The 22,963-nt window shown below is 67.5% G+C and carries 23 protein-coding genes; 4 read left to right on the top strand and 19 right to left on the bottom strand.

Annotated elements, in window-relative coordinates; all coding sequences use genetic code 11:
• Positions 1–16 precede the first annotated feature (16 nt).
• Positions 17–1,237: a cupin domain-containing protein gene (locus HWW87_RS05485; protein WP_175819543.1), complete on the top strand. Its 1,221-nt coding sequence runs from the start codon at positions 17–19 to the stop codon at positions 1,235–1,237.
• Positions 1,238–1,559: 322 nt separating this feature from the next.
• Here HWW87_RS05485 and HWW87_RS05480 read toward each other — a convergent pair whose 3' ends face one another.
• The 11 genes from HWW87_RS05480 to HWW87_RS05430 form a co-directional block, all read right to left on the bottom strand.
• Complete coding sequence (locus HWW87_RS05480; protein WP_174389636.1) at positions 1,560–1,724, bottom strand: hypothetical protein; 165 nt, start codon at positions 1,722–1,724, stop codon at positions 1,560–1,562.
• Between the two features lie 121 nt (positions 1,725–1,845).
• Complete coding sequence (locus HWW87_RS05475) at positions 1,846–2,622, bottom strand: MBL fold metallo-hydrolase (RefSeq protein WP_175819542.1); 777 nt, start codon at positions 2,620–2,622, stop codon at positions 1,846–1,848.
• 4 nt (positions 2,623–2,626) lie between these two features.
• Positions 2,627–3,772, bottom strand: coding sequence for an outer membrane protein assembly factor BamC (gene bamC / locus HWW87_RS05470; protein WP_175819541.1), 1,146 nt, complete (start codon positions 3,770–3,772; stop codon positions 2,627–2,629).
• 111 nt (positions 3,773–3,883) lie between these two features.
• Positions 3,884–4,789: a 4-hydroxy-tetrahydrodipicolinate synthase gene (gene dapA, locus HWW87_RS05465; RefSeq protein ID WP_175819540.1), complete on the bottom strand. Its 906-nt coding sequence runs from the start codon at positions 4,787–4,789 to the stop codon at positions 3,884–3,886.
• A 46-nt stretch (positions 4,790–4,835) separates the two neighbouring features.
• Positions 4,836–5,438 (bottom strand): class I SAM-dependent methyltransferase, encoded by a 603-nt coding sequence (locus HWW87_RS05460; RefSeq protein ID WP_175819539.1) that lies wholly within the window; start codon positions 5,436–5,438, stop codon positions 4,836–4,838.
• An 8-nt stretch (positions 5,439–5,446) separates the two neighbouring features.
• Positions 5,447–6,649 (bottom strand): tryptophan--tRNA ligase, encoded by a 1,203-nt coding sequence (locus HWW87_RS05455; RefSeq protein WP_174431800.1) that lies wholly within the window; start codon positions 6,647–6,649, stop codon positions 5,447–5,449.
• 8 nt (positions 6,650–6,657) lie between these two features.
• Positions 6,658–7,320, bottom strand: a complete 663-nt coding sequence (locus tag HWW87_RS05450) for a site-2 protease family protein (RefSeq protein WP_011549479.1) — start codon at positions 7,318–7,320, stop codon at positions 6,658–6,660.
• Positions 7,321–7,367: 47 nt separating this feature from the next.
• Positions 7,368–8,000, bottom strand: a complete 633-nt coding sequence (locus tag HWW87_RS05445; protein ID WP_174431798.1) for an L-threonylcarbamoyladenylate synthase — start codon at positions 7,998–8,000, stop codon at positions 7,368–7,370.
• A 72-nt stretch (positions 8,001–8,072) separates the two neighbouring features.
• Entirely contained in the window at positions 8,073–8,903 is an 831-nt protein-coding gene (locus HWW87_RS05440; protein ID WP_175820678.1) for a 3',5'-nucleoside bisphosphate phosphatase, read from the bottom strand.
• Positions 8,904–8,985: 82 nt separating this feature from the next.
• Positions 8,986–9,876 carry an alpha/beta hydrolase gene (locus HWW87_RS05435; protein WP_174431797.1) on the bottom strand — a complete coding sequence of 297 codons (891 nt, stop codon included), beginning with the start codon at positions 9,874–9,876 and terminating at the stop codon, positions 8,986–8,988.
• 180 nt (positions 9,877–10,056) lie between these two features.
• Positions 10,057–10,914, bottom strand: coding sequence for a ferritin-like domain-containing protein (locus HWW87_RS05430; RefSeq protein ID WP_175819538.1), 858 nt, complete (start codon positions 10,912–10,914; stop codon positions 10,057–10,059).
• A 143-nt stretch (positions 10,915–11,057) separates the two neighbouring features.
• Here HWW87_RS05430 and HWW87_RS05425 point away from each other — a divergent pair, with 143 nt between their 5' ends.
• The 3 genes from HWW87_RS05425 (at position 11,058) to HWW87_RS05415 (ending at position 13,060) form a co-directional block, all read left to right on the top strand.
• On the top strand, positions 11,058–11,582 hold the full coding sequence (locus tag HWW87_RS05425) for a gamma carbonic anhydrase family protein (protein ID WP_006478410.1): 525 nt from the start codon (positions 11,058–11,060) through the stop codon (positions 11,580–11,582).
• A gap of 25 nt (positions 11,583–11,607) precedes the next feature.
• Positions 11,608–12,558: an Hsp33 family molecular chaperone HslO gene (gene hslO, locus HWW87_RS05420; protein WP_175819537.1), complete on the top strand. Its 951-nt coding sequence runs from the start codon at positions 11,608–11,610 to the stop codon at positions 12,556–12,558.
• A 136-nt stretch (positions 12,559–12,694) separates the two neighbouring features.
• Positions 12,695–13,060 carry a hypothetical protein gene (locus HWW87_RS05415; RefSeq protein WP_174431793.1) on the top strand — a complete coding sequence of 122 codons (366 nt, stop codon included), beginning with the start codon at positions 12,695–12,697 and terminating at the stop codon, positions 13,058–13,060.
• A gap of 89 nt (positions 13,061–13,149) precedes the next feature.
• Here the strand turns inward: HWW87_RS05415 and ftsB are convergent, their stop codons facing one another.
• From ftsB to lolD, 8 genes are all read right to left on the bottom strand, one after another.
• Positions 13,150–13,575 carry a cell division protein FtsB gene (ftsB, locus tag HWW87_RS05410; RefSeq protein ID WP_027784847.1) on the bottom strand — a complete coding sequence of 142 codons (426 nt, stop codon included), beginning with the start codon at positions 13,573–13,575 and terminating at the stop codon, positions 13,150–13,152.
• Between the two features lie 81 nt (positions 13,576–13,656).
• On the bottom strand, positions 13,657–14,940 hold the full coding sequence (gene eno / locus HWW87_RS05405; protein ID WP_175819536.1) for a phosphopyruvate hydratase: 1,284 nt from the start codon (positions 14,938–14,940) through the stop codon (positions 13,657–13,659).
• A gap of 106 nt (positions 14,941–15,046) precedes the next feature.
• On the bottom strand, positions 15,047–15,901 hold the full coding sequence (kdsA, locus tag HWW87_RS05400; protein ID WP_175819535.1) for a 3-deoxy-8-phosphooctulonate synthase: 855 nt from the start codon (positions 15,899–15,901) through the stop codon (positions 15,047–15,049).
• Entirely contained in the window at positions 15,898–17,556 is a 1,659-nt protein-coding gene (locus tag HWW87_RS05395) for a CTP synthase (RefSeq protein WP_175819534.1), read from the bottom strand. The genes kdsA and HWW87_RS05395 overlap by 4 nt, the downstream gene beginning before the upstream one ends.
• 190 nt (positions 17,557–17,746) lie before the next feature.
• Entirely contained in the window at positions 17,747–18,592 is an 846-nt protein-coding gene (locus HWW87_RS05390; protein ID WP_175819533.1) for an alpha/beta hydrolase, read from the bottom strand.
• Positions 18,593–18,832: 240 nt separating this feature from the next.
• Positions 18,833–21,322: a DNA internalization-related competence protein ComEC/Rec2 gene (locus tag HWW87_RS05385; protein WP_175819532.1), complete on the bottom strand. Its 2,490-nt coding sequence runs from the start codon at positions 21,320–21,322 to the stop codon at positions 18,833–18,835.
• Between the two features lie 57 nt (positions 21,323–21,379).
• Complete coding sequence (locus tag HWW87_RS05380) at positions 21,380–22,168, bottom strand: TatD family hydrolase (RefSeq protein ID WP_175819531.1); 789 nt, start codon at positions 22,166–22,168, stop codon at positions 21,380–21,382.
• Positions 22,169–22,234: 66 nt separating this feature from the next.
• Positions 22,235–22,930, bottom strand: a complete 696-nt coding sequence (gene lolD / locus HWW87_RS05375) for a lipoprotein-releasing ABC transporter ATP-binding protein LolD (RefSeq protein ID WP_034174517.1) — start codon at positions 22,928–22,930, stop codon at positions 22,235–22,237.
• Positions 22,931–22,963: the final 33 nt, after the last annotated feature.

Raw genomic sequence — 22,963 nt, 5'->3', positions numbered from 1 at the left:
CAAGTCTCATTATACGATGCGCAACCGGTCTCAAGCCGAACCGCGGGATACCGCTGCCGCCCCGCTCGGCGCGCCGCACTCCGATCTTCCCACGCCGCTGCTCGGCGGTCTTACGCCGGCGCAATTCATGCGCGGCTACTGGCAAAAGAAGCCGCTGCTGATCCGCCAGGCGATCCCCGGCGTCGCGTCGCCGGTCACGCGCGATGCATTGTTCGAGCTCGCCGCCGACTATGACGCGGAATCGCGATTGATCACTCATTTTCGTAACAAGTGGCAACTGGCCCACGGTCCGTTCGAGCCCGACTCGCTGCCTGCGGTCACGCGCAAATCCTGGACCCTGCTCGTGCAGGGGCTCGACCTGCACGTCGACGCGGCTCGCGCGTTGCTCGACCGCTTCCGCTTCATCCCCGACGCGCGGCTGGACGACCTGATGATCTCGTATGCGACGGACGGCGGCGGCGTCGGCCCGCACTTCGACTCATATGACGTATTCCTGCTGCAGGTCGAAGGCCGGCGCCGCTGGCGGGTCGGCGCGCAGAAGGATCTGTCGCTGCAGCCGGACGTGCCGCTGAAGATCCTCGAAAACTTCGAGCCGAGCGACGAATGGGTGCTGGAGCCCGGCGACATGCTGTACCTGCCGCCGCACATCGCGCACGACGGCGTTGCCGAAGGCGAGTGCATGACCTGCTCGATCGGCTTCCGGGCCCCGTCCGCTGGCGAGCTGGGCGCCCAGTTCCTGTACTACCTCGCGGAGCGCGGCGGCCTGCGCGACGCGGCCGGCGACGACCTCTACCGCGATCCGAAGCAGCCGGCCGTCGACGCGCCCGCGCAACTGCCGCCGGCGATGGTCGAACGTGTCGCCGAGATCGTCGACGCGATCCGCTGGCGCAAGCGCGACGTCGCCGAATTCCTCGGCTGCTACCTGAGCGAACCCAAATCGAACGTCGTTTTCGACCCGCCCGAGCGTCCGCTGTCCGAAGCCGCGTTCGTCGCGCAAGCATCACGCCGTGGCGTGCGTCTCGACAGAAGGGCCGCATTGATGTATAACGCGCGCTCGTACTTCATTAATGGCGAGGAAGGACCGCTCGAGCAAGCCGATGAATGGCTGCCCGAACTGGCCAATCAACGCCAGATGGAGGCGAAACGGTTTGTAACACTATCCCGGGTTCCCTCGATGACAGCCTTGTTGCACGAGTGGTATCGTGCGGGCTGGCTACGGGTCGGCAGCCGGAATTAGTGTGAGTCGCCCCGTATGCCCGTACAGATCAAATTCTGTATGGGAAAGACAACGTATTGACCCCGCATTTGTCGACGGTCGATAGGAAAGTGCATATAATTTCCGCCCAAGCCGTAGGGAAGATTCACGCTCTAGAAGTGCGTCTCCACCAGCGGCCCAGGTCGGTGTTGGAGCACATTACCGGTATTGTTTCGCGCTGTTGCTTACCTTTAACCATAAAAGGACGTGATCATGAAGAAATCCCTCCTCGTAGCTTCCCTGTTGGCTGCTGTTGCACTGGCTGCTTGCAACAAGAGCGCTGATCAAGCTGCTTCGTCGGCTGCTAGCGACGCATCGGCTGCTGCTTCGTCGGCTGCTTCGGCAGTTGCTGGTGCTGCGAGCGACGCTTCGGCTGCTGCTTCGTCGGCAACGGCTGCTGCGAGCGACGCTGCTGCTGCAGTGGCGTCGGCTGCTTCGGCAGCGACGGCTGCTCCGGCTTCGGGCGCAAGCCAGTAAGCCTTCAGCATCAGCTGAAAAAAACCGGCCCGAGGGCCGGTTTTTTTACGTCTGCCGCTTTCGCATCGAGCGCCCGGCAGCCGCCTGGGGCCGCCGCAGCAGCCCTTGCCCGCTCATCCGAGCGTCAACCAGTCGAAGCCCGCGTCCTGCGAGGCCACGATCACGTCTTCCCCGTCCGTCCCGAGTACGCCGCCAAACGCCTGGCGGGCCAGTTCCGGCTGGTTGTTCTGCTGGCTCAGATGGGCCGCGACCAGGTGCTGGAGACGGCTGCGTTCGAGCGACGCGAGGATGTCGGCCGCCGCATCGTTGCTCAGGTGGCCGTGGTTGCCGCCGATCCGCGCCTTCAGCGACTGCGGATAGCGGCTGGCGGCCAGCATCGCGGTATCGTGGTTGGATTCGAGCACCAGCGCGTCACAGCCGCTCAGGACGGCCGTGATGTGCGGCGTGGCCATCCCGACGTCCGTCAGCACGCCGAGCCGGCGGCTTCCGTCCATGAAGACGAACTGGAGCGGTTCCCGCGCATCGTGGGGGACCGTGTAGGGCATCACGGCCAGATCGCGTATCGCGGCCGTCTCGTCGCCCCACAGCACGTGGAGATCGACATCGGCCTCGTCCGCGCCGACCGCGCGCGCGGTGCCCCAGCTCATGTAGAGCGGCAGCGACGCACGGCGCGCGAGCGTCAGCGCGCTGCCGACGTGATCGCTGTGTTCATGGGTAATGAGGATCGCATCGAGATCGGCGATGCAGAGATTCAGTCGGCCGAGCCGGCGCTCGACCTCCTTGGCGGAAAAGCCGCAGTCGAGCAGCACGCGGGTGGTCGTCGTGCCGCTCGAGGCCTCGACGACCAGCGCATTGCCTTCGCTGCCGCTTCCGAGGCTGGCGAATCGCACGCGCTCAGTTCAGCTGCGCGTGCAGCAGCGAAATGAGCCGCTGCGCGTCCGACGAGTTGTCGACCTGGCCGTTCGCGCCGACCACCGCGACCTGCGTGCCGCCATTGCCCTGCGCGCGCACGTTGATCAGATATTCCTTGCCGGGCTTGGCCGCCGACGGGCCGCCGTAGAACAGCTTGCCGAACAGGCCGTCACGCTTGAGCTCTTCCATCGAATTCGCGTAGCGCACGGTGTACATGCCCTTCTCGCGGTCGCGATTGTCGACCGTGAAGTTGGTCCGGTCGAGCGCCAGGCCCACGCGCAGCCACGCGCGGTCGAACGACTCGGCCAGTTGCAGCGTCGCCGCGCCGCTGCTCGTATCGCCGACCTGCGCCGGCGCCGTCGCGGGGCGCGCATCGGTCAGCAACTGCTTCGCCTGCGCGTCGGTCAGGCCGAACTTCTGCATCAGCTTCGACAGGAACACGGCTTCGAGCACCGGATTGCGCGGACGCTCTTCCCAGCGCGACGACGTGCCGCCCTGCGGGCCGACCATCATTTCTTCCATCGCGCTGTGCGTGATCGAGATGTCGGTGTTGCCGTCCGACGTCCGGTTCACGAGCGTGCGGAAGCGGTCGCGCGTACCCGACGAATAGGCGAAATCGATGACCTTGCCGATCGTGCGGCGGAACCAGTCGTCCGGAATGTTCGCGCGGTTCTCGGCCCAGTCGGTAGCCATGATGCCCGTCGACGGCGCATCGGTCTTCAGCGAGAAGCCGTTCTCCTGCCAGAACTCCTTCAGGATCGGCCACAACTGCTCGGGCGTCCGGCCGTCGACGACGAGCCAGCGGCGATCGCCGTCGCGCTCGATGTGCATGCCGAGCGGATCCTGCGCGCTCGGGATGCCGTCGGTCGCGTTGCCGGCCTGCGTGGTGGCCCGCGGCGGCAGCGTGCCGAGCCCGGCGTTGGTCGGCGGCGCGACGAACTGCTGCGTCGTCTGCACCGGCTTCAGGTCGCTCGGCACCGCGAGCGGCGGCGCCGAGCCGGTGTTCTTGTAGTTGACCCGGTCAGGGGCCAGGTAGTCGTTCAGCGTATCGCAGCCAGCGAGCGCGCCCAGCGCCAGCGCCACCACCGACAGCTGGATGGCGCGAGAGGAAAAGGCGAAACGTTTCATGAAATCCTTCGTCTTGCTAGAACGCTCGTCAGGAGCGGCGCCGGACGGAGCCGGCCGGTGCGGGTTGATCAGGGGTCGAGCCGGCGGCCGCAGGACGCGGCCGCCTCGGCATCAGGCGAGAACGCCGGCCTCGACGAGGGCCGAACGCACGGCATCGTGGCAGCGCTCGTCGAGCGCCGTGAGCGGCAGCCGGATGCCGCCCTGCATCTTGCCCATCGCCTGCAGCGCCCACTTCACCGGGATCGGGTTCGCCTCGATGAACAGATTCTTGTGCAGCGACAGCAGCTTCATGTGCAGCTCGCGCGCCGTCGCTACGTCGCCGGCCAGCGCCGCGCGGCACAGCTCGCTCATCGCGCGCGGCGCGACGTTCGCCGTCACCGAGATGTTGCCGTGGCCGCCGAGCAGCATCAGTGCGATCGCGGTCGGATCGTCGCCGCTGTAGATCGCGAAATGCTTCGGTGCGGCCTTGATCAGGTGCGCGGCGCGATCGATGTTGCCGGTCGCTTCCTTCACGCCGATGATGCCCGGCACCTGCGCGAGGCGCAGCGTTGTCTCGTGCGTCATGTCCGCGACCGTACGGCCCGGCACGTTGTACAGGATCACCGGCAGGTCGACCGCTTCGGCGATCGTCCGGAAGTGGCGGTACATGCCTTCCTGCGTCGGCTTGTTGTAGTACGGCACGACCTGCAGCGTCGCGTCCGCGCCGACCGCCTTCGCCTGCTTCGTCAGCTCGATCGCCTCGGCGGTCGAATTGCCGCCCGCGCCCGCGATGATCGGGATGCGTTTCGACGCATGCTCGACCGCCGTGCGGATCATCAGGATGTGCTCTTCGACGCTGAGCGTTGCCGACTCGCCGCTCGTACCGACGACGACGAGCGCATCGGTGCCTTCCGCGATGTGCCAGTCGACCAGTTTGCGAAACGCCGGCAGGTCGAGACTGCCGTCTTCGAGCATCGGGGTGACGATCGCGGGGATGCTGCCGCGGATTTGAATGCCGTCTTGGGTGCCGTTAGCCATGAAACGCGATTGATTGATGTACCGGTAAACGTTGGATTGTAGCGGATTAGCCGGGCAGTTCGTAACGTGGAATTCCCGCCCCCGCCTTCGGGGTCGCGCCCTCGCGCACTGCGCAGAGACGCTGGACGAACGCCTCGCGCGGCGCGGCGACGAAACCGTCCTCGTACGCGACCACCCGCAGGTGGCCGCGTACGGCGTCCAGCAGCTCGCCCGGGGCGAGCAGGAACGCGGGGTTGGACGGTTTTCCGACCGTTTCGTTTCCTTGCGCGAAGGTTTCGTAGATCAGCACGCCGCCCGGCGCCACCGCATCGAGCAGATGGGGCCAGAGCGGACGATGCAGGTAATTCGTGACGATCACGGCCACGAACCGCTCGCCGGCCGGCAGCGGCCACGGCGCGCCTTCGAGATCGGCCGCGCGGGCGTCGACGCCGGGAATCGCGCGCAACGCGGCCAGCGCGGCCGGATCGCGGTCGAGCGCGACGACCGGATGCCCGCGCGACGCAAACCAGCGCGCATGGCGGCCGCCGCCCGCGGCGACGTCGAGCACCGCACCGCCGGCCGGCACGAGCCGCGCCCATTGCGCAACCCAGCGCGACGGCTCGGCCTGGCCGACGTGGCCGCCCGCGGCGGCGATGACGGATTCGCTCATGCGCCGGATCAGTTGTACGACAGGCCCATCGCGTCGCGCACGTCGCGCATCGTTTCCGTCGCGTACTTGCGCGCCTTGTCGCAACCGTCCGCGACGATCGCACGCAGCAGCGACGGATCGTCCATGTACTTCTGCGCACGTTCGAGCATCGGCTGCTGTTCGCGCAGGATGCCTTCGACGACCGGCTGCTTGCAGTCGAGGCAGCCAATGCCCGCCGAGCGGCAGCCCTTCTGCACCCATTCGTGCGTCGCTTCGTCCGTATAGACCTGGTGAAGCTGCCACACCGGGCACTTGTCGGGATCGCCCGGATCGGTGCGACGCACGCGTGCGGGATCGGTCGGCATCGTGCGGACCTTCTTCGTGATCGTCTCGGCGTCCTCACGCAGGCCGATCGTGTTGCCGTACGACTTGGACATCTTCTGTCCGTCGAGGCCCGGCATCCGCGACGCTTCGGTCAGCAGCGCCTGCGGCTCGACCAGGATGATCTTGCGTGAGCCTTCGAGATAGCCGAACAGGCGCTCGCGATCGCTCATCGACAGGCTTTGCGATTCCTGCAGCATCGCGCGCGCCTGTTCGAGCGCCTCGTCGTCGCCTTCCTGCTGATACGCGTTGCGCAGCTCGTGATAGAGCTTCGCGCGCTTGCCGCCGAGCTTCTTCGCGGCTTCGAGCGCCTTCTCCTCGAAACCGGGCTCGCGGCCGTACAGGTAGTTGAAGCGGCGCGCGATCTCGCGCGTCATCTCGACGTGCGGCACCTGGTCCTCGCCGACCGGCACGAGCGAGCCGCGATACAGCAGGATGTCGGCGGCCATCAGCACCGGGTAGCCGAGGAAGCCGTAGGTGGACAGATCCTTGTCCTTCAGCTTCTCCATCTGCTCCTTGTAGGTCGGCACGCGTTCGAGCCAGCCGAGCGGCGTGCTCATGCCGAGCAGCAGCGCGAGTTCCGCGTGCTCCGGCACCTTGCTCTGGATGAACAGCGTCGCCTGCCCCGGATCGATGCCGGACGCGAGCCAGTCGATCAGCACGTCCCACACGTTCTTCTCGATGACCTCGGGCGTCTCGTAGTGCGTCGTCAGCGCATGCCAGTCGACGACGCAGAAGAAGCACGGGTACTCGGACTGCAGCTTCACCCAGTTTTTCAGCACGCCGTGGTAATGACCGAGGTGCAGCGACCCGGTGGGTCGCATGCCGGAGAAAATACGTTCTGGGAACATGATTGTCGTTAGAAAAGCGAGGCGAAGGGAGACAGGATGGCGCTCAGGACGGCGTAGCCGACATTGACGAGCGGACGCAGCCAGAAGTTCGTCAGCACGCCCGTCGTGACGAGCACGAGGACGATGATGAAACCGTACGGCTCGATGCGCGACAGCGCGATCGATTGCCTGGTCGGCAGCAACGCCGCCAGGATGCGGCCGCCGTCGAGCGGCGGCAGCGGAAACAGGTTCAGCACGCCGAGCACGAGGTTCGCGCTGACGCCGGCGAACGCCATCCGCGTGAAGAACGGCTCGTCGACGCCGACGGCCGGCAGCACGAGGGTCAGCAGGCCCCAGACGAGCGCCTGCACGAAGTTGCAGGCCGGGCCCGCGAGCGCGACCCACAGGCTGCCCCAGCGCGGATTGCGCAGGTTGCCGAACGACACCGGCACCGGCTTCGCATAGCCGAACAGGAACGCACCGCCGGTCAGGAAATACATCGCGAGCGGGATCGCGATCGTGCCGAGCGGGTCGATGTGGCGCATCGGATTGAACGACACGCGCCCCATCGCGTAGGCGGTGTTGTCGCCGAGCAGGCGCGCGGCGTAGCCATGCGCAGCCTCGTGCAGCGTGATCGCGAAGATCACGGGCAGCGCGTAGACGGCGATGGTCTGTATCAGGGAAGCATCCATATCGCGTTATTGTAACAAGCGCACTCGCGCAAAAATGAACGGCACGCTTACGCGACCGAGAGTCCGAACGGTTCGAGCGCGCCGCGCCCCGCGCGGATGAGTTCGGGCGCATCGCCGGTCAGGTCGATCACCGTCGACGGTTCGCGCGGGCAGGCACCGCCGTCGATCACGAGGTCGACCTGTTTCTCGAGCCGCGTGCGGATTTCCTCGGGATCGTTCAGCGGTTCGTCGTCCGGCGGCAGGATCAGCGTCGTGCCGAGCAGCGGCTGGCCGAGCGACTCCAGCAGCGCGAGCGTGATCGCGTGATCGGGCACGCGCAGCCCGATCGTCTTGCGCGACGGGTGCGACAGCCGGCGCGGCACTTCCTTCGTCGCCTGCAGGATGAACACGTACGGGCCCGGCGTCACCGACTTGATCTGCCGGTACTGGCGGTTGTCGACCATCGCGAAGTTGGCGAGCTCCGACAGGTCGCGCACGAGCAGCGACATGTGCTGCTTCTCGTCGAGGCCGCGAATCCGGCGCACGCGCTCGACCGCATCCTTGTCGTCGAGATGGCACGCGAGCGCATAGCTCGAATCGGTCGGCATCGCGATCACGCCGCCCTTGCTGACGATCTCCACCGCCTGCTTGATCAGGCGCGGCTGCGGATTATCCGGATGAATCCTGAAGAACTGGGACATGGGGACACGTAAAGAGGGAGAAGTCGGATTTGCGCCTCGGCGGCCACGCGGGCGGCCCGAAGCCGCCCGGCGTCAGAGCCAGCGCTCCCAGACCGGTGTCAGGTCGGGCGGCAACGGCGGCAGGCCGCCGAGCTCGACACGGCCCTCGCCCGGCGCGTGGAAATCCGAGCCGCGCGACACTTCGAAGCCGAAGCGGCGCGCAACGTCCGCGTATTCGCGGTACTGGTCGGGCGTGTGACTGCCCGTGATGACCTCGATCGCGCGGCCGCCGAGATCGATGAACTCGCCGAAGAACGCGTCGAATTCGACCGGCGTATAGCGATAGCGGCCCGGATGCGCGACCACCGCTTCGCCGCCTGCCGCGCGGATCCAGCCGACCGCGTCGGACAGCGACGCCCAGCGATGCGGGACGAAGCCGGGCTTGTCGTCGCCGAGCAGGCGGTCGAACACGTCGGATGTCGATTCGGCGTGGCCGTTCTCGACGAGAAAGCGCGCGAAGTGCGTGCGCGAGATCAGGTCGGGATTCGATACGTATTTCAGCGCGCCTTCGTACGCGCCGGGAATGCCGAGCGTCGCGAGCTGCTCCGCGATCGCCAGCGCGCGCGCCGCGCGGCCGTGGCGCGTACGGTACAGGCCGTCGACCAGCGCCGGATGGGCGGGATCGATGTGCAGACCGACGATGTGCACGGTGCGCGATGCCCACGTGACCGAGATCTCGACGCCGCTCAGGTAGCGCATGCCGAGCGCTTCCGCCTCGCTGCGCGCCGCCACCTGGCCGCCGATCTCGTCGTGGTCGGTCAGCGCCCACAGGGTCACGCCGCCCGCATGCGCACGGCGCGCGACGTCGGCAGGCGACAGCAACCCGTCGGAAACATTGGAATGGCAGTGGAGATCGGCGTTCATTGTCGGCATGGCAGGTAAGGCCTCATTCTACTGCAACGCGGCAATTGCGCCGCCCGCCTGCCGTGCCGCCGGCGCCACGCACCTACGCGCAGAACGCCTCGATCAGCGCCGCGATCTGCGCGGGCTGGTCGTGATGCACCATGTGGCCGGCATCCTCGACGAGTTTCTCGCGCCAGTCGGGGAATGCGTTGAAGCGCGCCTTGAATTCGGGCAGCGGGATGTCGCCGGCGAGATGCGCGAGCGTCGGCGAATTGACGGCCTCGACGTGCAGCACCTTCGCGCGCACCTGCTTCCAGATCGCCATCACTTCGTCGAGCCGGTACAGCAGCGGGCCCGGCATCTTGTGCGCCGGGTCGGCCAGCAGGTGGTAGAGGCCGTCGTCGCCGCGTTTCGACCAGTGCGCGGCGAGAAACGCGGCGCGGCGCGGGTCGAGCCGCGGATTGGTCTTGATCAGGCGGGCCGCCACGTCGTCGAGGGATGCGTACGGCCGCAGCGCGGGCGGCTCGCGCAGCTCGTCGAGCCAGCCGCGCAGCCGGCGCGGCGCCTGTTCGGCGCGGGCCGGCGCGAGCCCGAACCCTTCGAGGTCGACCACGCGCCGCACGCGTTCCGGTCGTGCGCCGGCATACAGGCACACGACGTTCGCGCCCATGCTGTGTCCGACCAGGTTGACCTCGCCGGTCGGCGCATAGCGGTCGACGAGCGCATCGAGGTCGCCCAGGTATTCGTGGAACCAGTAGTGGCCGCCGCCCTGCCGCGCGACCGGCCAGTCGGACAGCCCGAAGCCGCGCGCGTCGGGCGCGATCACCTGCCAGTCGCCCGCGAGCGCATCGACGACGAACTGGAACGACGCCGCGACGTCCATCCAGCCGTGCAGCATGAACAGCGTCGGCGCATCGGGCCGGCCCCAGCGCCGCACATGCAGCTGGACGCCGCGCACCGTGACGAAATCGGAAACAGAGCTCGAGGCACTCATTGCAGCCGCCAAAAAAAGAATGGTCGTTCGATTATAGCGGCGACGCCCCGGTTCCGGCAGCCGGCGATCGAGGTAGCGCTCTAGCGGCGAGGTCGTACGGGGCCAAGCAGGAAGATGCCATCGGCCGCGGGCACGCGAGCCCGCCGACGGCCGCCCCGGACGCAGCCGAAAGCGATCCGGCTAATGAGCGGCGCTCCCGTCCGCCGCATCCTGCGCGGCCAGTTCGTCGAGTTCGGCCTGCTCGAAGCCGGCATCGCGCCGCGCATCGAAATTGAACGGCCCGCGCAGCCGCGGCGCGTGGTATTGCCCGGCGAGCTGCCGATAGGTCGGCACGGGGTCGCGGCCGGCTGCGTCGCACAAATGGCGGAACCAGCGGTTGCCGATCGCGACATGGCCGATTTCGTCGCGCAGGATCACGTCGAGGATCGCGGCCGACACGTCGTCGCCCGCCTGCACGAGCCGCGCGCGGATCGGCGGCGACGCGTCGAGCCCGCGGGCCTCGAGCGTCCGCGGCACGAGCGCCATGCGCGCCAGCACGTCGTCCTTGGTCCGCTCGCACATCTCCCACAGGCCGTTGTGCGCGGGAAAATCGCCGTATGCGTGCCCGAATGCCGCGAGCCGGTCGGACAGCAGCGTGAAATGATAGGCCTCCTCGGCCGCGACCTTCAGCCAGTCCGCATAGAACGCGGCCGGCTGCCCGGCGAAGCGCCACACGGCGTCGAGCGCCAGATTGATCGCATTGAATTCGATATGGGCGAGCGCGTGCAGCAGCACGGCGCGCCCTTCGGGCGACCGCATGCTGCGCCGCTCGAGCTGGCGCGGCTCGACGAGCGGCGGCCGCGCCGGGCGCCCGGGCAGATCGGCCGGTTCGCGCAGTTGAAGCGACGGCGCGATCGCGGCCTGCCCGGCCAGTAGCGCATCGTACAGCGCGCGCACCTGCGCGGCCTTAGCCGCCGGCTCGGCAACACGCAGCGCATCGAGCGCCACGCTGCGCACACAGGTCGGCGCCTGGCTGAAAGAAGAAGACGTGATGCTCATAAACGGGGACACCTTGCGTACGCATCGCGGGAGCACAGGCACGCGACGGTTTACAATATGCGTTTGTTCCGCGGCGCCATGCGCCGGGCAAACCGGACGCGCCATTCTACCGGCGCCCATCATCGAACAGACAAGGAGACTCCGTGACGATCTACAAGCTGGGCGAGACGGCCCCGACGATCCACGAAAGCGTGTTCGTCGCCGATACGGCGGCCATCATCGGCAAGGTCGTGCTCGAGGAAAACGCGAGCGTGTGGTTCGGCGCGACGATTCGCGGCGACAACGAGACGATTACGGTCGGCGCCGGCAGCAACGTCCAGGAAGGCGCCGTCCTGCATACCGACCCGGGCTTTCCGCTGACGATTGCCGAAAACGTGACGATCGGGCACCAGGCCATGCTGCACGGCTGCACGATCGGCGAAGGTTCGCTGATCGGGATTCAGGCGGTGGTCTTGAATGGAGCGGTCATCGGCCGCAACTGTCTGGTCGGTGCCGGCGCGGTCGTGACGGAAGGCAAGACGTTCCCGGACAACTCGCTGATTCTCGGCGCACCGGCGAAAGTCGTGCGCGAGCTGTCGGCCGAAGACGTCGCGCGGCTGCGCGCAAACGCGAAGACGTATGTCGAGCGACGCGCGCATTTCAAGGAGCAACTCGTGCGGATCGGGTGATTCGCACGGATTTCAAGGAAGAAGAGTGAGCGACCAGTTACAGAAATTCATGTTCAATGCGGCGCCCGTGCGCGGCGAGATCGTTTCGCTGCGCAACACGTGGCAGGAAGTGCTCGCCCGCCGCGACTACCCTGCCCCCGTGCGCACGGTGCTCGGCGAGATGATGGCCGCGTGCGCGCTGCTGTCCGCGAACCTGAAATTTCACGGCACCCTGATCATGCAGATCTTCGGCGACGGGCCGGTCCAGATGCTGGTCGTCCAGTGCGGGTCCGATCTGTCGATGCGGGCCACCGCGAAGTTCGCGGGTGACGCCGCGCAGACGATCGGCGACGACACGAGCTTCGCGGCGCTCGTCAACGCGAGCGGCCACGGCCGCTGCGTGATCACGCTCGACCCGGCCGACAAGCTGCCGGGCCAACAGCCGTACCAGGGCATCGTGCCGCTGAACGGCGTCGACGGCCCGCTCGAATCGGTGTCGCAGGTACTCGAGCACTACATGCATCACTCGGAGCAGCTCGACACGCGGCTGTGGCTCGCGGCCGATCGCGACCGCGCGGTCGGCATGCTGCTGCAGAAGCTGCCGGGCGACGGCGGCATCGTGCCGCGCAACGCCGAAACCGATATCGACACGTGGGAGCGCGTGTGCACGCTCGGCGGCACGCTGTCCGCGAAAGAACTGCTCGAGGTCGAACCGGAAGTCGTGTTCCGCCGGCTGTTCTGGCAGGAAAACGTGCAGCACTTCGAACCGGCCGGCACGCGGTTCCAGTGTTCGTGCTCGCGCGAGAAGGTCGGTGCGATGCTGCGCATGCTCGGTCATGAAGAAGTCGACAGCGTGATCGTCGAGCGCGGCCACGTCGAGATCCACTGCGAATTCTGCAACCAGCGCTACGAATTCGATCCGGTCGACGTCGCGCAACTGTTCGCGGCACCCGGTGTCGAAACCGGCATCGCGCCCGCGACCGATCAGCGTCACTGAGCCGCGCGCCCGTGCCCGCCACCGGCGCGGCACGGGCGCATAATGACGCACGAGCGCCGCATGCGCGGCTCAGGCGCCGGAGGCCCGGCCTTCCACGCCAGCCGCTTTCACGATCGGCGCGCTGCAGGAGAAACACATGAATCGCCTCCGCCCGTTTTGCACCATTCGCACCCTCGTCCTGACGAGCACGGCCGCCGGGACGCTCGCGCTTGCCGGCTGCGCGATGCCGCCGCCGACTTCCACGCTCCTGAGCCGCCTGCCCGAACCGGGTGCGTCGGGCGGCCAGCCGCCCGTGCTGTCGAGCGCCGAACGCAAGCGCTACGACGAGATCGACCAGCAGGTCCTGCGCGAGCAGAACAGCGCGATGGCAGCCGAAGCGGCCGCGCGCGCGTGGGCCTATTACTCGCCGCCGCCCGTGACGGTCTACGGCGGGTACTACGGCGGATGGGGGAATCGCTGGGGCACCGGCGTCAGTTACGGCTACCCGGGCTGGTGGTGGTGAGCAGGCATCGCCCGATCGATTGACGACTGGCAGGAAATAAAAAAGCGCGGCATTTCCCGCGCTTTTTCAATGGATTCGACGTACCGCGCTCAGTGATGCGCCGCCTTGCCCTTGTCGCCGCCGTGATGCCGCGACGGTTTCGCGATCGACTGCGGATTCGGCACGACCCGCACCGGCGCCGCGGAGACGGTGCCGCGCGTCGACGTATTAGACGGCGTGTTGTTCAGCGGCCCTGCAGGCGCGTTCGGCGACACGAACTGCACGAACACTTCGCCGTCCTTCACCATGCCCATCTCGTAGCGCGCACGCTCCTCGATCGCCGCGGTGCCGCTCTGCAGATCCTGCACTTCACCGGCGGTGCGCTCGTTGCGCAGCTTCTCGTCCGCGTTCTTCTGAAGCTGGTCGTCGAGCTGCTGACGCAATTCGTGCACCCGCAGCCAGCCGCCGTGTCCCCACCATAGGGGGTACTGAATGAGCGCCAGCAAGGCAATCAGGACGACAGTGACAAGCCGCATGTAAGAGACGCAGATATAAGAAGCGCCGCTCCGCGCACAGGCACAGAGCGGCGTCGAGATGACGAACCCGATAGTAGCGCGTTAGCGCAGGTTATAGAAAGCCGATTTGCCCGGGTAGCTCGCGATGTCGCCGAGATCTTCCTCGATACGCAGCAACTGGTTGTACTTCGAGATGCGGTCGCTGCGCGACAGCGAACCCGTCTTGATCTGACCGGCGTTCAGGCCGACCGCGATGTCCGCGATCGTCGAATCTTCCGTTTCGCCCGAGCGGTGCGAGATCACGGCCGTGTAGCCCGCGCGCTTCGCCATTTCGATCGCCGCGAACGTTTCGGTCAGCGTACCAATCTGGTTGATCTTGATGAGGATCGAGTTCGCGATGCCCTTCTCGATGCCTTCCTTCAGGATGCGCGTGTTCGTGACGAACAGGTCGTCGCCGACGAGCTGCACCGTCTTGCCGAGGCGATCGGTCAGCAGCTTCCAGCCGTCCCAGTCGCTTTCGTGCATGCCGTCCTCGATCGACACGATCGGGAACTTGTCGGCGAGCGTTGCGAGGTAGTCGGTGAATTCGGCCGACGACAGTTGCAGGCCTTCGCCCGCGAGCTGGTACTTGCCGTCGTGGTAGAACTCGGATGCCGCGCAGTCGAGCGCGAGCAGCACGTCTTCGCCCGCACGGTAGCCGGCCTTCTCGATCGCCTGCAGGATCGTCGACAGGCACTCGTCGTTGCTGCCGAAGTTCGGTGCGAAACCGCCTTCGTCGCCCACCGCCGTGCTCATGCCGCGGTCGCTCAGGATCTTCTTCAGCGCGTGGAATACTTCCGCGCCGCAACGCAGCGCTTCACGGAACGTCGGCTGGCTGACCGGGACGATCATGAATTCCTGGATGTCCAGGCTGTTGTTCGCGTGCGCGCCGCCGTTGACGATGTTCATCATCGGCACCGGCAGTTGCATCGCGCCCGAACCGCCGAAGTAGCGGTACAGCGGCAGGCCGGCTTCTTCAGCGGCGGCCTTCGCGACGGCCATCGACACGGCCAGCATCGCGTTCGCGCCGAGACGCGACTTGTTGTCGGTACCGTCCAGTTCGAGCAGCGTCTTGTCGAGGAACGCCTGTTCCGACGCGTCGAGGCCCATGATGGCTTCGGAGATTTCGGTGTTGATGTGCTCGACCGCCTTCAGCACGCCCTTGCCGTTGTAGCGGCCGGCTTCGCCGTCGCGCAGTTCGATCGCTTCACGCGAGCCGGTGGATGCGCCCGACGGCACCGCCGCGCGGCCCATCGTGCCCGATTCGAGCAGCACGTCGCATTCGACGGTGGGGTTGCCGCGCGAATCCAGAATCTCGCGGCCGATGATATCTACGATTGCACTCATGGGTTTCCTCTGAGAATGACGATGGATTCTTCAAACTGCGACGGCGTGCGTGCCGGAACCGCTTTCGCTACAGACGCGCGAAGCCGTCGCAAGGTTCATTCGATCTTTAATTGAAATCGTTTTCCAGGAACGGATTGCGCTTCACCGCCTGGTCGAGCGTGACGAGCGTCTCCAGCAGCGCACCCATCCGGTTCAGCGGCACCGCATTCGGGCCGTCCGACTTCGCCTCGGCCGGATTCGGATGCGTTTCCATGAAGAGGCCCGCGACGCCCGTCGCGACCGCCGCACGTGCGAGCACCGGCACGAATTCGCGCTGGCCGCCCGAGCTCGTGCCCTGCCCGCCCGGCAACTGCACCGAGTGGGTCGCATCGAACACGACCGGCGCGTTCGTCTCGCGCATGATCGCGAGCGAACGCATGTCCGACACGAGATTGTTGTAGCCGAACGAGACGCCGCGCTCGCACGCCATGAAGCGGTCTTCCGACAGACCGGCCTCACGTGCGGCGTCGCGCGCCTTGTCGATCACGTTCTTCATGTCGTGCGGCGCGAGGAACTGGCCCTTCTTGATGTTGACGGGCTTGCCCGAGCGCGCGCACGCATGGATGAAATCGGTCTGACGACACAGGAACGCCGGCGTCTGCAGCACGTCGACGACAGACGCGACCTGCTCGATCTCTTCGATCGCATGCACGTCGGTCAGCACCGGCAGGCCGAGCTGGCGCTTCACTTCGCCGAGGATCCGCAGGCCCTCGTCCATTCCGAGGCCGCGAAACGATTTGCCCGAGCTGCGGTTTGCCTTGTCGTACGACGACTTGTAGATGAACGGAACGTTCAGCTTCTCGCAGATCTCCTTCAGGCGACCCGCCGTATCGATCGTCATTTGCTCCGATTCGACGACGCAGGTACCCGCGATCAGGAAGAAAGGCTTGTCGAGACCGACCTCGAAATCGCACAGCTTCATGCTTGCACTCCACGCGCTTGCTTGTTGGCGAGCGCGGCTTCGACGAACGACTTGAACAGCGGATGACCGTCACGCGGCGTGGACGTGAATTCCGGGTGGAACTGGACGCCGACGAACCACGGGTGCATCGAACGCGGCAGCTCCATCATTTCCGGCAGATCCTCGCTCGGGGTACGGGCGCTGATGATAAGGCCGCCGGCTTCGAGCTGGGGCACGAAGCGGTTATTGACTTCATAACGGTGGCGATGGCGCTCGTTCACGTCCTTGCCATAGATCTCTGCGGCCATCGTGCCGGGCTTGATCGGGCAGCGTTGCGAGCCGAGGCGCATCGTGCCGCCGAGATCGGATTCCTCGGTGCGCGTCTCGACCTTGCCGTCGCGGTCATACCATTCGGTGATCAGCGCGACCACGCGTTCCGGCGTGTCCGGATCGAATTCCGTGCTGTTCGCCTGCTTCAGGCCGACGACGTCGCGCGCGAATTCGATCACCGCGAGCTGCATGCCAAGACAGATGCCGAGATACGGGACCTTCGACTCGCGCGCGTAGCGAACCGCGGCGATCTTGCCTTCCGTGCCGCGACGGCCGAAACCGCCCGGCACCAGCACGGCGTCGAGATGCTTCAGGCTGTCGACACCGTTCGCCTCGAGCTCTTCCGAGTCGATGTATTCGATGTTGACCTTGGTCGACGTGTGGATCGACGCATGGCGCAGCGCCTCGATCAGCGACTTGTACGACTCGGTCAGATCGACGTACTTGCCGACCATGCCGATCGTCACTTCGTGCTGCGGGTTCTCGAGCTTCTCGACGAGTTCCGACCACATGCTCAGGTCGGCGTCCTTCGGCGACAGCTTCAGTTCCTCGCAGATGATCCGGTCGAGGCCCTGGTCGTGCAGCATCTGCGGAATCTTGTAGATGCTGTCGGCGTCCCACACCGAGATCACGGCGTCTTCGGGCACGTTCGAGAACATCGAGATCTTCTTCGATTCGTCGTCGGGGATGCGGCGGTCCGCGCGGCACAGCAGCACGTGCGGCAGGATGCCGATCTCGCGCAGCTTCTGCACGCTGTGCTGGGTCGGCTTCGTCTTCAGCTCGCCGGCCGTCGCGACGTACGGCACGAGCGTCAGGTGCACGAAGCACGCACTGTTGCGGCCGAGGCGCAGGCTCATCTGGCGCGCGGCCTCGAGGAACGGCAGCGACTCGATGTCGCCGACCGTGCCGCCGATCTCGACGATCGCGACGTCCGGCTCGCCGCAGGTGGCCGATGCCGCCCCGCGCTCGATGAACGCCTGGATTTCGTTCGTGATGTGCGGAATGACCTGCACGGTCTTGCCGAGATAGTCGCCGCGGCGTTCCTTGCGGATCACCGATTCGTAGATCTGGCCGGTCGTGAAGTTGTTGGCCTTGCGCATCTTCGTGCTGATGAAGCGCTCATAGTGGCCGAGGTCGAGGTCGGTCTCCGCTCCGTCTTCCGTCACGAACACTTCGCCGTGCTGGAACGGGCTCATCGTGCCGGGATCGACGTTGATGTAGGGATCGAGTTTGAGGAGGGTGACTTTCAGACCGCGCGATTCGAGGATCGCGGCGAGAGAGGCGGCGGCAATACCCTTGCCGAGGGAAGAAACTACGCCGCCGGTGACGAAAACATATTTGGTCATCGCTGGATGCTCGCGGGAAAAACGGATTATACCGTAAAGCCCGCCCTTTTCTCAGCAATTGGCGCGATGATCGCGCCCTTTCGGGCCGACCCGCGCCGGCCCGCGCCGACCGTGCGCGGTGGCGCGAACCGGCCGGCCGGTCGGCGCCGCGCGCATGCGCCGGCGGGCGTTCCGGCCGCCCGACGAAACGTCAGGCGCGCTTCGCGAGCGGCGCGCCGGTCTGCAAAGCGCTGCCCTCTTCCGCCTTCAGCGAATTCAGCATCCGCTGCAATGCGCGCGCGGTCTCGATCGGCCGTTCCATCGGGAACAGATGGCTGCCCTCCAGCCATTCGATGCGCCCGCGCGTCGCGCGGCGCGTCGCATCGAGCCCGACCTGCCGCACCTCGCGCGAGCGCGTGCCGGCGAGGAAGCCTAGCGGCACCGGCGCACCGTGCGCGAGCCGCGGGCCCAGCGTGTGCGGCAGCGTCCGGTAGATCAGGTATTCGACCTGCCGGTCGAATGCGAGCGCGCGCTCGCCGTCGGCGCCGGCCTGCGGAATCCCGTGGTCGATATAGTCGGCGAGCATCCGCTCGTCCCAGCGCGCGAACGCGGGCTTCTCGCGGAAGTGCCGCCACACTTCGTCGCGGCTCATCCAGCGCGTGCGCCGGTTGCGCGTCGCCGCGGCCGGCGACAGCCGCTCGTCGAGCCCCGCCCACTGGCTCGCGCGCAGCGCGCCGGCACGCCAGCCCGCGATGATCGGTGAGTCGATCATCACGACGCCGCGCACCCACTGCGGCTTCTTCAGCGCAGCCATCAACGACAGGTAGCCGCCGAGCGAATGGCCGACGAGCCAGACCGGGCGCTCGTAGCGGCTGCCGATGTCGTCGAGCAGTTGCTCGACGAGATGCGGCCAGTCGCGCGTCACCGGGTAGCGGCGGTCGTGGCCGATCCGTTCGATGTAGCGCAGCTCGTAGTCGTCGGCCAGTTCGGCGAAGATCGTCCGGTACGTCGACGCCGGGAAGCCGTTCGCATGCGAGAAGTGGAGGATGTCCTTCAAAACGCCGATGTCTCCTTTGTCGACGGGAGTGGGTGCTTCAGCACCTACTCCCGTCCCATGCTTCGCGGTCGGTGGGAGTTAGTGCTTCAGCACTTACTCCCACCCCATGCTTCGCGGTCGGCGGGAGTGGGTGCTTCAGCGCTTACGCCAGTCCCATGCTTCGTATTCTGTTGGAACCGTGCTTCGGCACGCTACGCCGGCCCCGCGCTTTCTGTCCTGATACGCCGGCCTTCGCCGCGCTTACCGGTCCATCCAGTACCGGCGCCGTTCGTCGCGATAGCGCGCGAATGCAAACCCGCCGCCGGCCGGCGCGACGTCGAACCGCACGGCGCCGTCGCGATCGGTACGCGGCAGCGGAATCCCGCGCGCCTCGTAGCGGGCGAGCACGGTCCGGTGCGGATGCCCGAAACGATTGCGATAGCCTACAGGAAATACCGCGACGCGCGGCCCGACCGAATCGAGGAAAGGCTCGATCGACGACGTGCGGCTGCCGTGGTGCGGAACGACCAGGATCTGCGCGGCCAGCGCGTCGCGCGCATCGGCCACCAGCCGGCGCTCGGCGGCGGCCTCGATGTCGCCCGTCAGCAGGGCCGACGTGCCGCCCGCATCGATGCGCAGCACGCACGATTGTCCGTTCGACGAACCCGTGCCCACCCCGCCCGGCGGCCACAGCATCGTGAAGACGACGCCGTCCCAGGTCCACCGCTGCCCGGCCGCACAAGGCAGCCGATCGGCCACGCCGGCCGCCTGCGCATCGCGCCACAGCCGGTGCCGCGGCGCAATGCCGGCCAGCAGCTGGCGCACGTCGGTGGCCGCATAGACGGCCGGTGCGCCGCCCGCATGATCGGCATCCGCATGACTGAGCACGAGCGAATCGATCGTCGCGATGCCGCGCGCCCGCAACGCCGGCGCGACGATCCGCGTACCGGCGTGGGACGACTCCGCACCCGGCCCCGCATCGAACAGCAAGGTCCGCCGCGCGGTTTCGACCAGCACCGCCGCGCCCTGCCCGACGTCGAGCACGGTCAGCCGGAAGCCGCCCGGCGGCGGTGCATCCGGCGCCGGCGCGACGAGCGGCAGCCACGTGAGCGGCGCCGCCCAGCGCAGCGGCCAGCCGCGCGGCATCAGCGCCCACACGACACCCACGCAGGCCAGCGCCAGCACCGGCCAGTCGGGCATACGCAGCCAGAACACGCCGCCCGGCCAGTCGGCCAGGTGCCCGAGCAGCGTCATCATCGGTGCGAGCGCCGCATGCGCAAGCCGGAAGGCAGCCGTATCGAGCGGCGGCGGCAACGCGATGCCGGCCAGCACGACCGGCGTCACGACCGAGCTGACCCACGGAATCGCGAACGCATTGCCGAACGGGCCCGACAGGGAAACCTGCGCGAACCACGCGGCGGTGAGCGGCGCGAGACCGATCGTCACCGCGTACTGCACGCGCGTCGCCTCGGCGATGCGGCGCCGGCAGCGCGTAGCCCACCCGCGCAACCGGCGCCGCAAGCCGGCCGTGCCGCTTTCCGCGCCCGCTTCGTCGATCTCGTCGATCTCACGCACCGCGCGCCAGCCGGCGACGGCCAGCAGGATCACGGCAACCGCGCCGAACGACAGCCAGAACCCGGCCGACAGCACGGCCCACGGATCGGCGAGCAGCACGCCGCCGAGCGCCGCGCACAGCACCGCGGACGTCGGCACGCTGCGGCCGGCCAGATACGCGATGCCGCCGCCCGCGATCATCCACCACGCGCGCTGCGCCGGCACGTTGAAGCCGGCGAGCGCGGCGTAGCCCGCCGCGGCGGCCAGCGCGGCGAGCGCGGCCGCGTACGGCGCCGGCAACACGAGCGTCGCGGCCCGCGCGCGCCAGCGCACGCGGCGCCAGATCATCGAGACGAGCCAGCCGGCGATCGCGCCGACCAGCCCGACATGGAGACCGGAAATCGCGACCAGGTGGCTCGTGCCCGTATTGCGCAATACGCGCCAGTCGTCGTCGCCGATGCCCGACTGGTCGCCGATCGCCAGCGCGGCGACGATGCCGCGATGCGCCGCTTCGGCACCGAGCACCTCGCCGATGCGTGCCCGCAGGGTGTCGCGCACCCGATCGATCGATGCACGCCATCCCGATGTGCGCGCATCGAGCAATACCGCCCGACGCGGCGCACTGACATAGCCGATCGCACGAATGCCCGCGGCGAGCCACGCCGCCTCGCTGTCGCGCACGCCGGGATTGGCCTCGGCATGCGGACGCTTGAGACGCACGACGAAACGCCAGCGCTGGGCCGCATGCAAATCGGGCAGCGCATCGCGTGTCGCGGATGCGCCATACGCGCGCCACGACAACCGGATCAAGGGCGGAAAACGGGTGAGCCCCGCATCGTTCGATTCGACCGCGAACAGCAGCCGCGCGCCTGTCTCGTCGACGACGGGCAACCCGCGGATCACGCCCGTGACGACGATGTCGCGCCCTTCCCACTCTGCCGGCAGACTGTCGCGCAGCCGCCATTCGGCTCGCGCGGCCGCATAGCCGAACCCCGCGACGCAGGCCGCGAGCGCGCACAGCATCCAGCCGCACACGACGACCGCACGCGTGCGCCGACGACGCACGCACCACGCGCCCAGCGCCGCGCAGCCCGCGAGCACGGCTGCTCCGACCGCCCATGCGATCGCCCCCGGCAACGCCGCCTGCCGCTGCAGCACGACGACGCCGAGCGCGAACGCGATCCACCACACGCGCATTCCGCCTCCTCGTCGACCCGGCGCCGCCCCTGCCAATGCAGCGCGTTCCGGCAACGATTATGCGGACGAAAGTGCGAGTCGCGGCAGCGCGGCGAGCGCGTTAGCCGAAGTGCATAGGGACAATTCGCCGGCATCGAGCCCGCGCAATTCGGCGAGCACGCCGCCGATGCGCGGCACCTGGTCGGGCGTATTGCGGGATTTGTATGCCCATTCGGGCGCGATGTCGGGCGCGTCGGTCTCGACGACGAGCGCGTCGAGCGGTAATTCCGCGGCGAGCCGGCGGATCTGCCGCGCGCGCGTGAAGGTCACGTTGCCGCCGAAGCCGAGATGCAGCCCCTGCGCCAGATACGCTTCGGCCTGCTGGAAACTGCCGTTGAACGCATGCGCGATGCCGCGCCGCACGCCGAAACGGCGCAGCCCGGCCAGCACGCGGTCCTGCGACTTGCGCACGTGGCACAGCACCGGCAGATCGAATTCCCGCGCCAGCCTGAGCTGGCCCTGGTAGAAGAACTGCTGCCGGTCTTCGTCGAGCCCCGGCACGAAATAGTCGAGCCCGATCTCGCCGATCGCGACGAAACGCGGATCGTCGAGGCTCGCCTCGATCTCCATGCGCAGCCGGTCGAGATCCGCGTCGCGGGCCTGCGGCGTATACATCGGATGGATGCCGAGCGCGTACGCCGCGCCCGGCGTGCGCTGCGCGAGTTCGCGCACCGTCGTGAAGTTGTCGCGCCCGATGCTCGGGATCACGATGCGCGACACGCCGGCCGCGTGCGCAGCCTGCGCGACCGCGTCGCGGTCGGCGTCGAACTCGGCGGCATCGAGATGGCAGTGCGTGTCGATCCACATGGCAGCGGTCCTGCGCCGTTGCGCCGTGCCGGACGAGCCGGCGGCCGGCCAAAGGCGCGTTGCTTCTTACACCGGCAGCGCCGGCTCCTCGTGCAGCACCCCGTCGCGCAGCCGCATGATGCGGTCGCAGCGCGCGGCGAGATCCGGGTCGTGCGTGACGATCACGAAGCTCGTTTCGAGCGTCTCGGACAGTTCGAGCATCAGGTTGAACACCGTGTCGGCCGTCGTGCCGTCGAGGTTGCCGGTCGGCTCGTCGGCGAGCACGCAGGCCGGCTTCGTCACCAGCGCGCGCGCGATCGCGACACGCTGCCGCTCGCCGCCCGACAGTTCGCCCGGCCGGTGCTTCGCACGCGGGCCGAGACCGACGCGTTCGAGCATCGCCTGTGCCTGCTCGCGCGCGTCCTCGGTCGTCATCCGGCGGATGCGCAGCGGCATCGCGACGTTGTCGAGCGCCGTGAACTCGGGCAGCAGGTGGTGGAACTGGTAGACGAAACCGAGCGCGCGGTTGCGCAGCTCGTTACGCTCGCGTTCGGCGAGCTGCGTAAACGGCTTGCCGAGCAACGACACTTCGCCGGCGCTCGGCTCGTCGAGCCCGCCCAGCACGTGCAGCAGCGTGCTCTTGCCGGAGCCCGACGCGCCGACGACCGCGAGCTTCTCGCCGCGCCGCACCGTCAGCTCGGTATTGTTGAGCACCTGCACGTTGAAGCCGCCCTGCACGAACGCCTTCGTGATCCCGCGCGCCTGAAGCACGTATTCCTGCATACCTGCCGAATCCTGTCTGTTGTGTTGTCGTGA

It is taken from the genome of Burkholderia sp. BCC0419 (genome assembly GCF_902830285.1).
Classification (GTDB): Bacteria; Pseudomonadota; Gammaproteobacteria; order Burkholderiales; family Burkholderiaceae; genus Burkholderia.
The sequence above is the reverse complement of the archived record's forward strand: the minus strand, read 5'-3'. Positions and strand labels throughout refer to the sequence as shown.

Coding starts and splice junctions, on each gene's coding strand:
- HWW87_RS05455 (WP_174431800.1), bottom strand. CDS start 6,649: ATGTTCCCAGAACGTATTTTCTCCGGCATGCGACCCACCGGGTCGCTG.
- HWW87_RS05380 (WP_175819531.1), bottom strand. CDS start 22,168: ATGTGGATCGACACGCACTGCCATCTCGATGCCGCCGAGTTCGACGCC.
- HWW87_RS05440 (WP_175820678.1), bottom strand. CDS start 8,903: ATGAACGCCGATCTCCACTGCCATTCCAATGTTTCCGACGGGTTGCTG.
- HWW87_RS05430 (WP_175819538.1), bottom strand. CDS start 10,914: ATGAGCATCACGTCTTCTTCTTTCAGCCAGGCGCCGACCTGTGTGCGC.
- HWW87_RS05445 (WP_174431798.1), bottom strand. CDS start 8,000: ATGTCCCAGTTCTTCAGGATTCATCCGGATAATCCGCAGCCGCGCCTG.
- kdsA (WP_175819535.1), bottom strand. CDS start 15,901: ATGAAGCTGTGCGATTTCGAGGTCGGTCTCGACAAGCCTTTCTTCCTG.
- HWW87_RS05485 (WP_175819543.1), top strand. CDS start 17: ATGCGCAACCGGTCTCAAGCCGAACCGCGGGATACCGCTGCCGCCCCG.
- HWW87_RS05415 (WP_174431793.1), top strand. CDS start 12,695: ATGAATCGCCTCCGCCCGTTTTGCACCATTCGCACCCTCGTCCTGACG.
- ftsB (WP_027784847.1), bottom strand. CDS start 13,575: ATGCGGCTTGTCACTGTCGTCCTGATTGCCTTGCTGGCGCTCATTCAG.
- HWW87_RS05395 (WP_175819534.1), bottom strand. CDS start 17,556: ATGACCAAATATGTTTTCGTCACCGGCGGCGTAGTTTCTTCCCTCGGC.
- dapA (WP_175819540.1), bottom strand. CDS start 4,789: ATGGCTAACGGCACCCAAGACGGCATTCAAATCCGCGGCAGCATCCCC.
- lolD (WP_034174517.1), bottom strand. CDS start 22,930: ATGCAGGAATACGTGCTTCAGGCGCGCGGGATCACGAAGGCGTTCGTG.
- eno (WP_175819536.1), bottom strand. CDS start 14,940: ATGAGTGCAATCGTAGATATCATCGGCCGCGAGATTCTGGATTCGCGC.
- HWW87_RS05450 (WP_011549479.1), bottom strand. CDS start 7,320: ATGGATGCTTCCCTGATACAGACCATCGCCGTCTACGCGCTGCCCGTG.
- HWW87_RS05460 (WP_175819539.1), bottom strand. CDS start 5,438: ATGAGCGAATCCGTCATCGCCGCCGCGGGCGGCCACGTCGGCCAGGCC.
- HWW87_RS05385 (WP_175819532.1), bottom strand. CDS start 21,322: ATGCGCGTGTGGTGGATCGCGTTCGCGCTCGGCGTCGTCGTGCTGCAG.
- HWW87_RS05435 (WP_174431797.1), bottom strand. CDS start 9,876: ATGAGTGCCTCGAGCTCTGTTTCCGATTTCGTCACGGTGCGCGGCGTC.
- bamC (WP_175819541.1), bottom strand. CDS start 3,772: ATGAAACGTTTCGCCTTTTCCTCTCGCGCCATCCAGCTGTCGGTGGTG.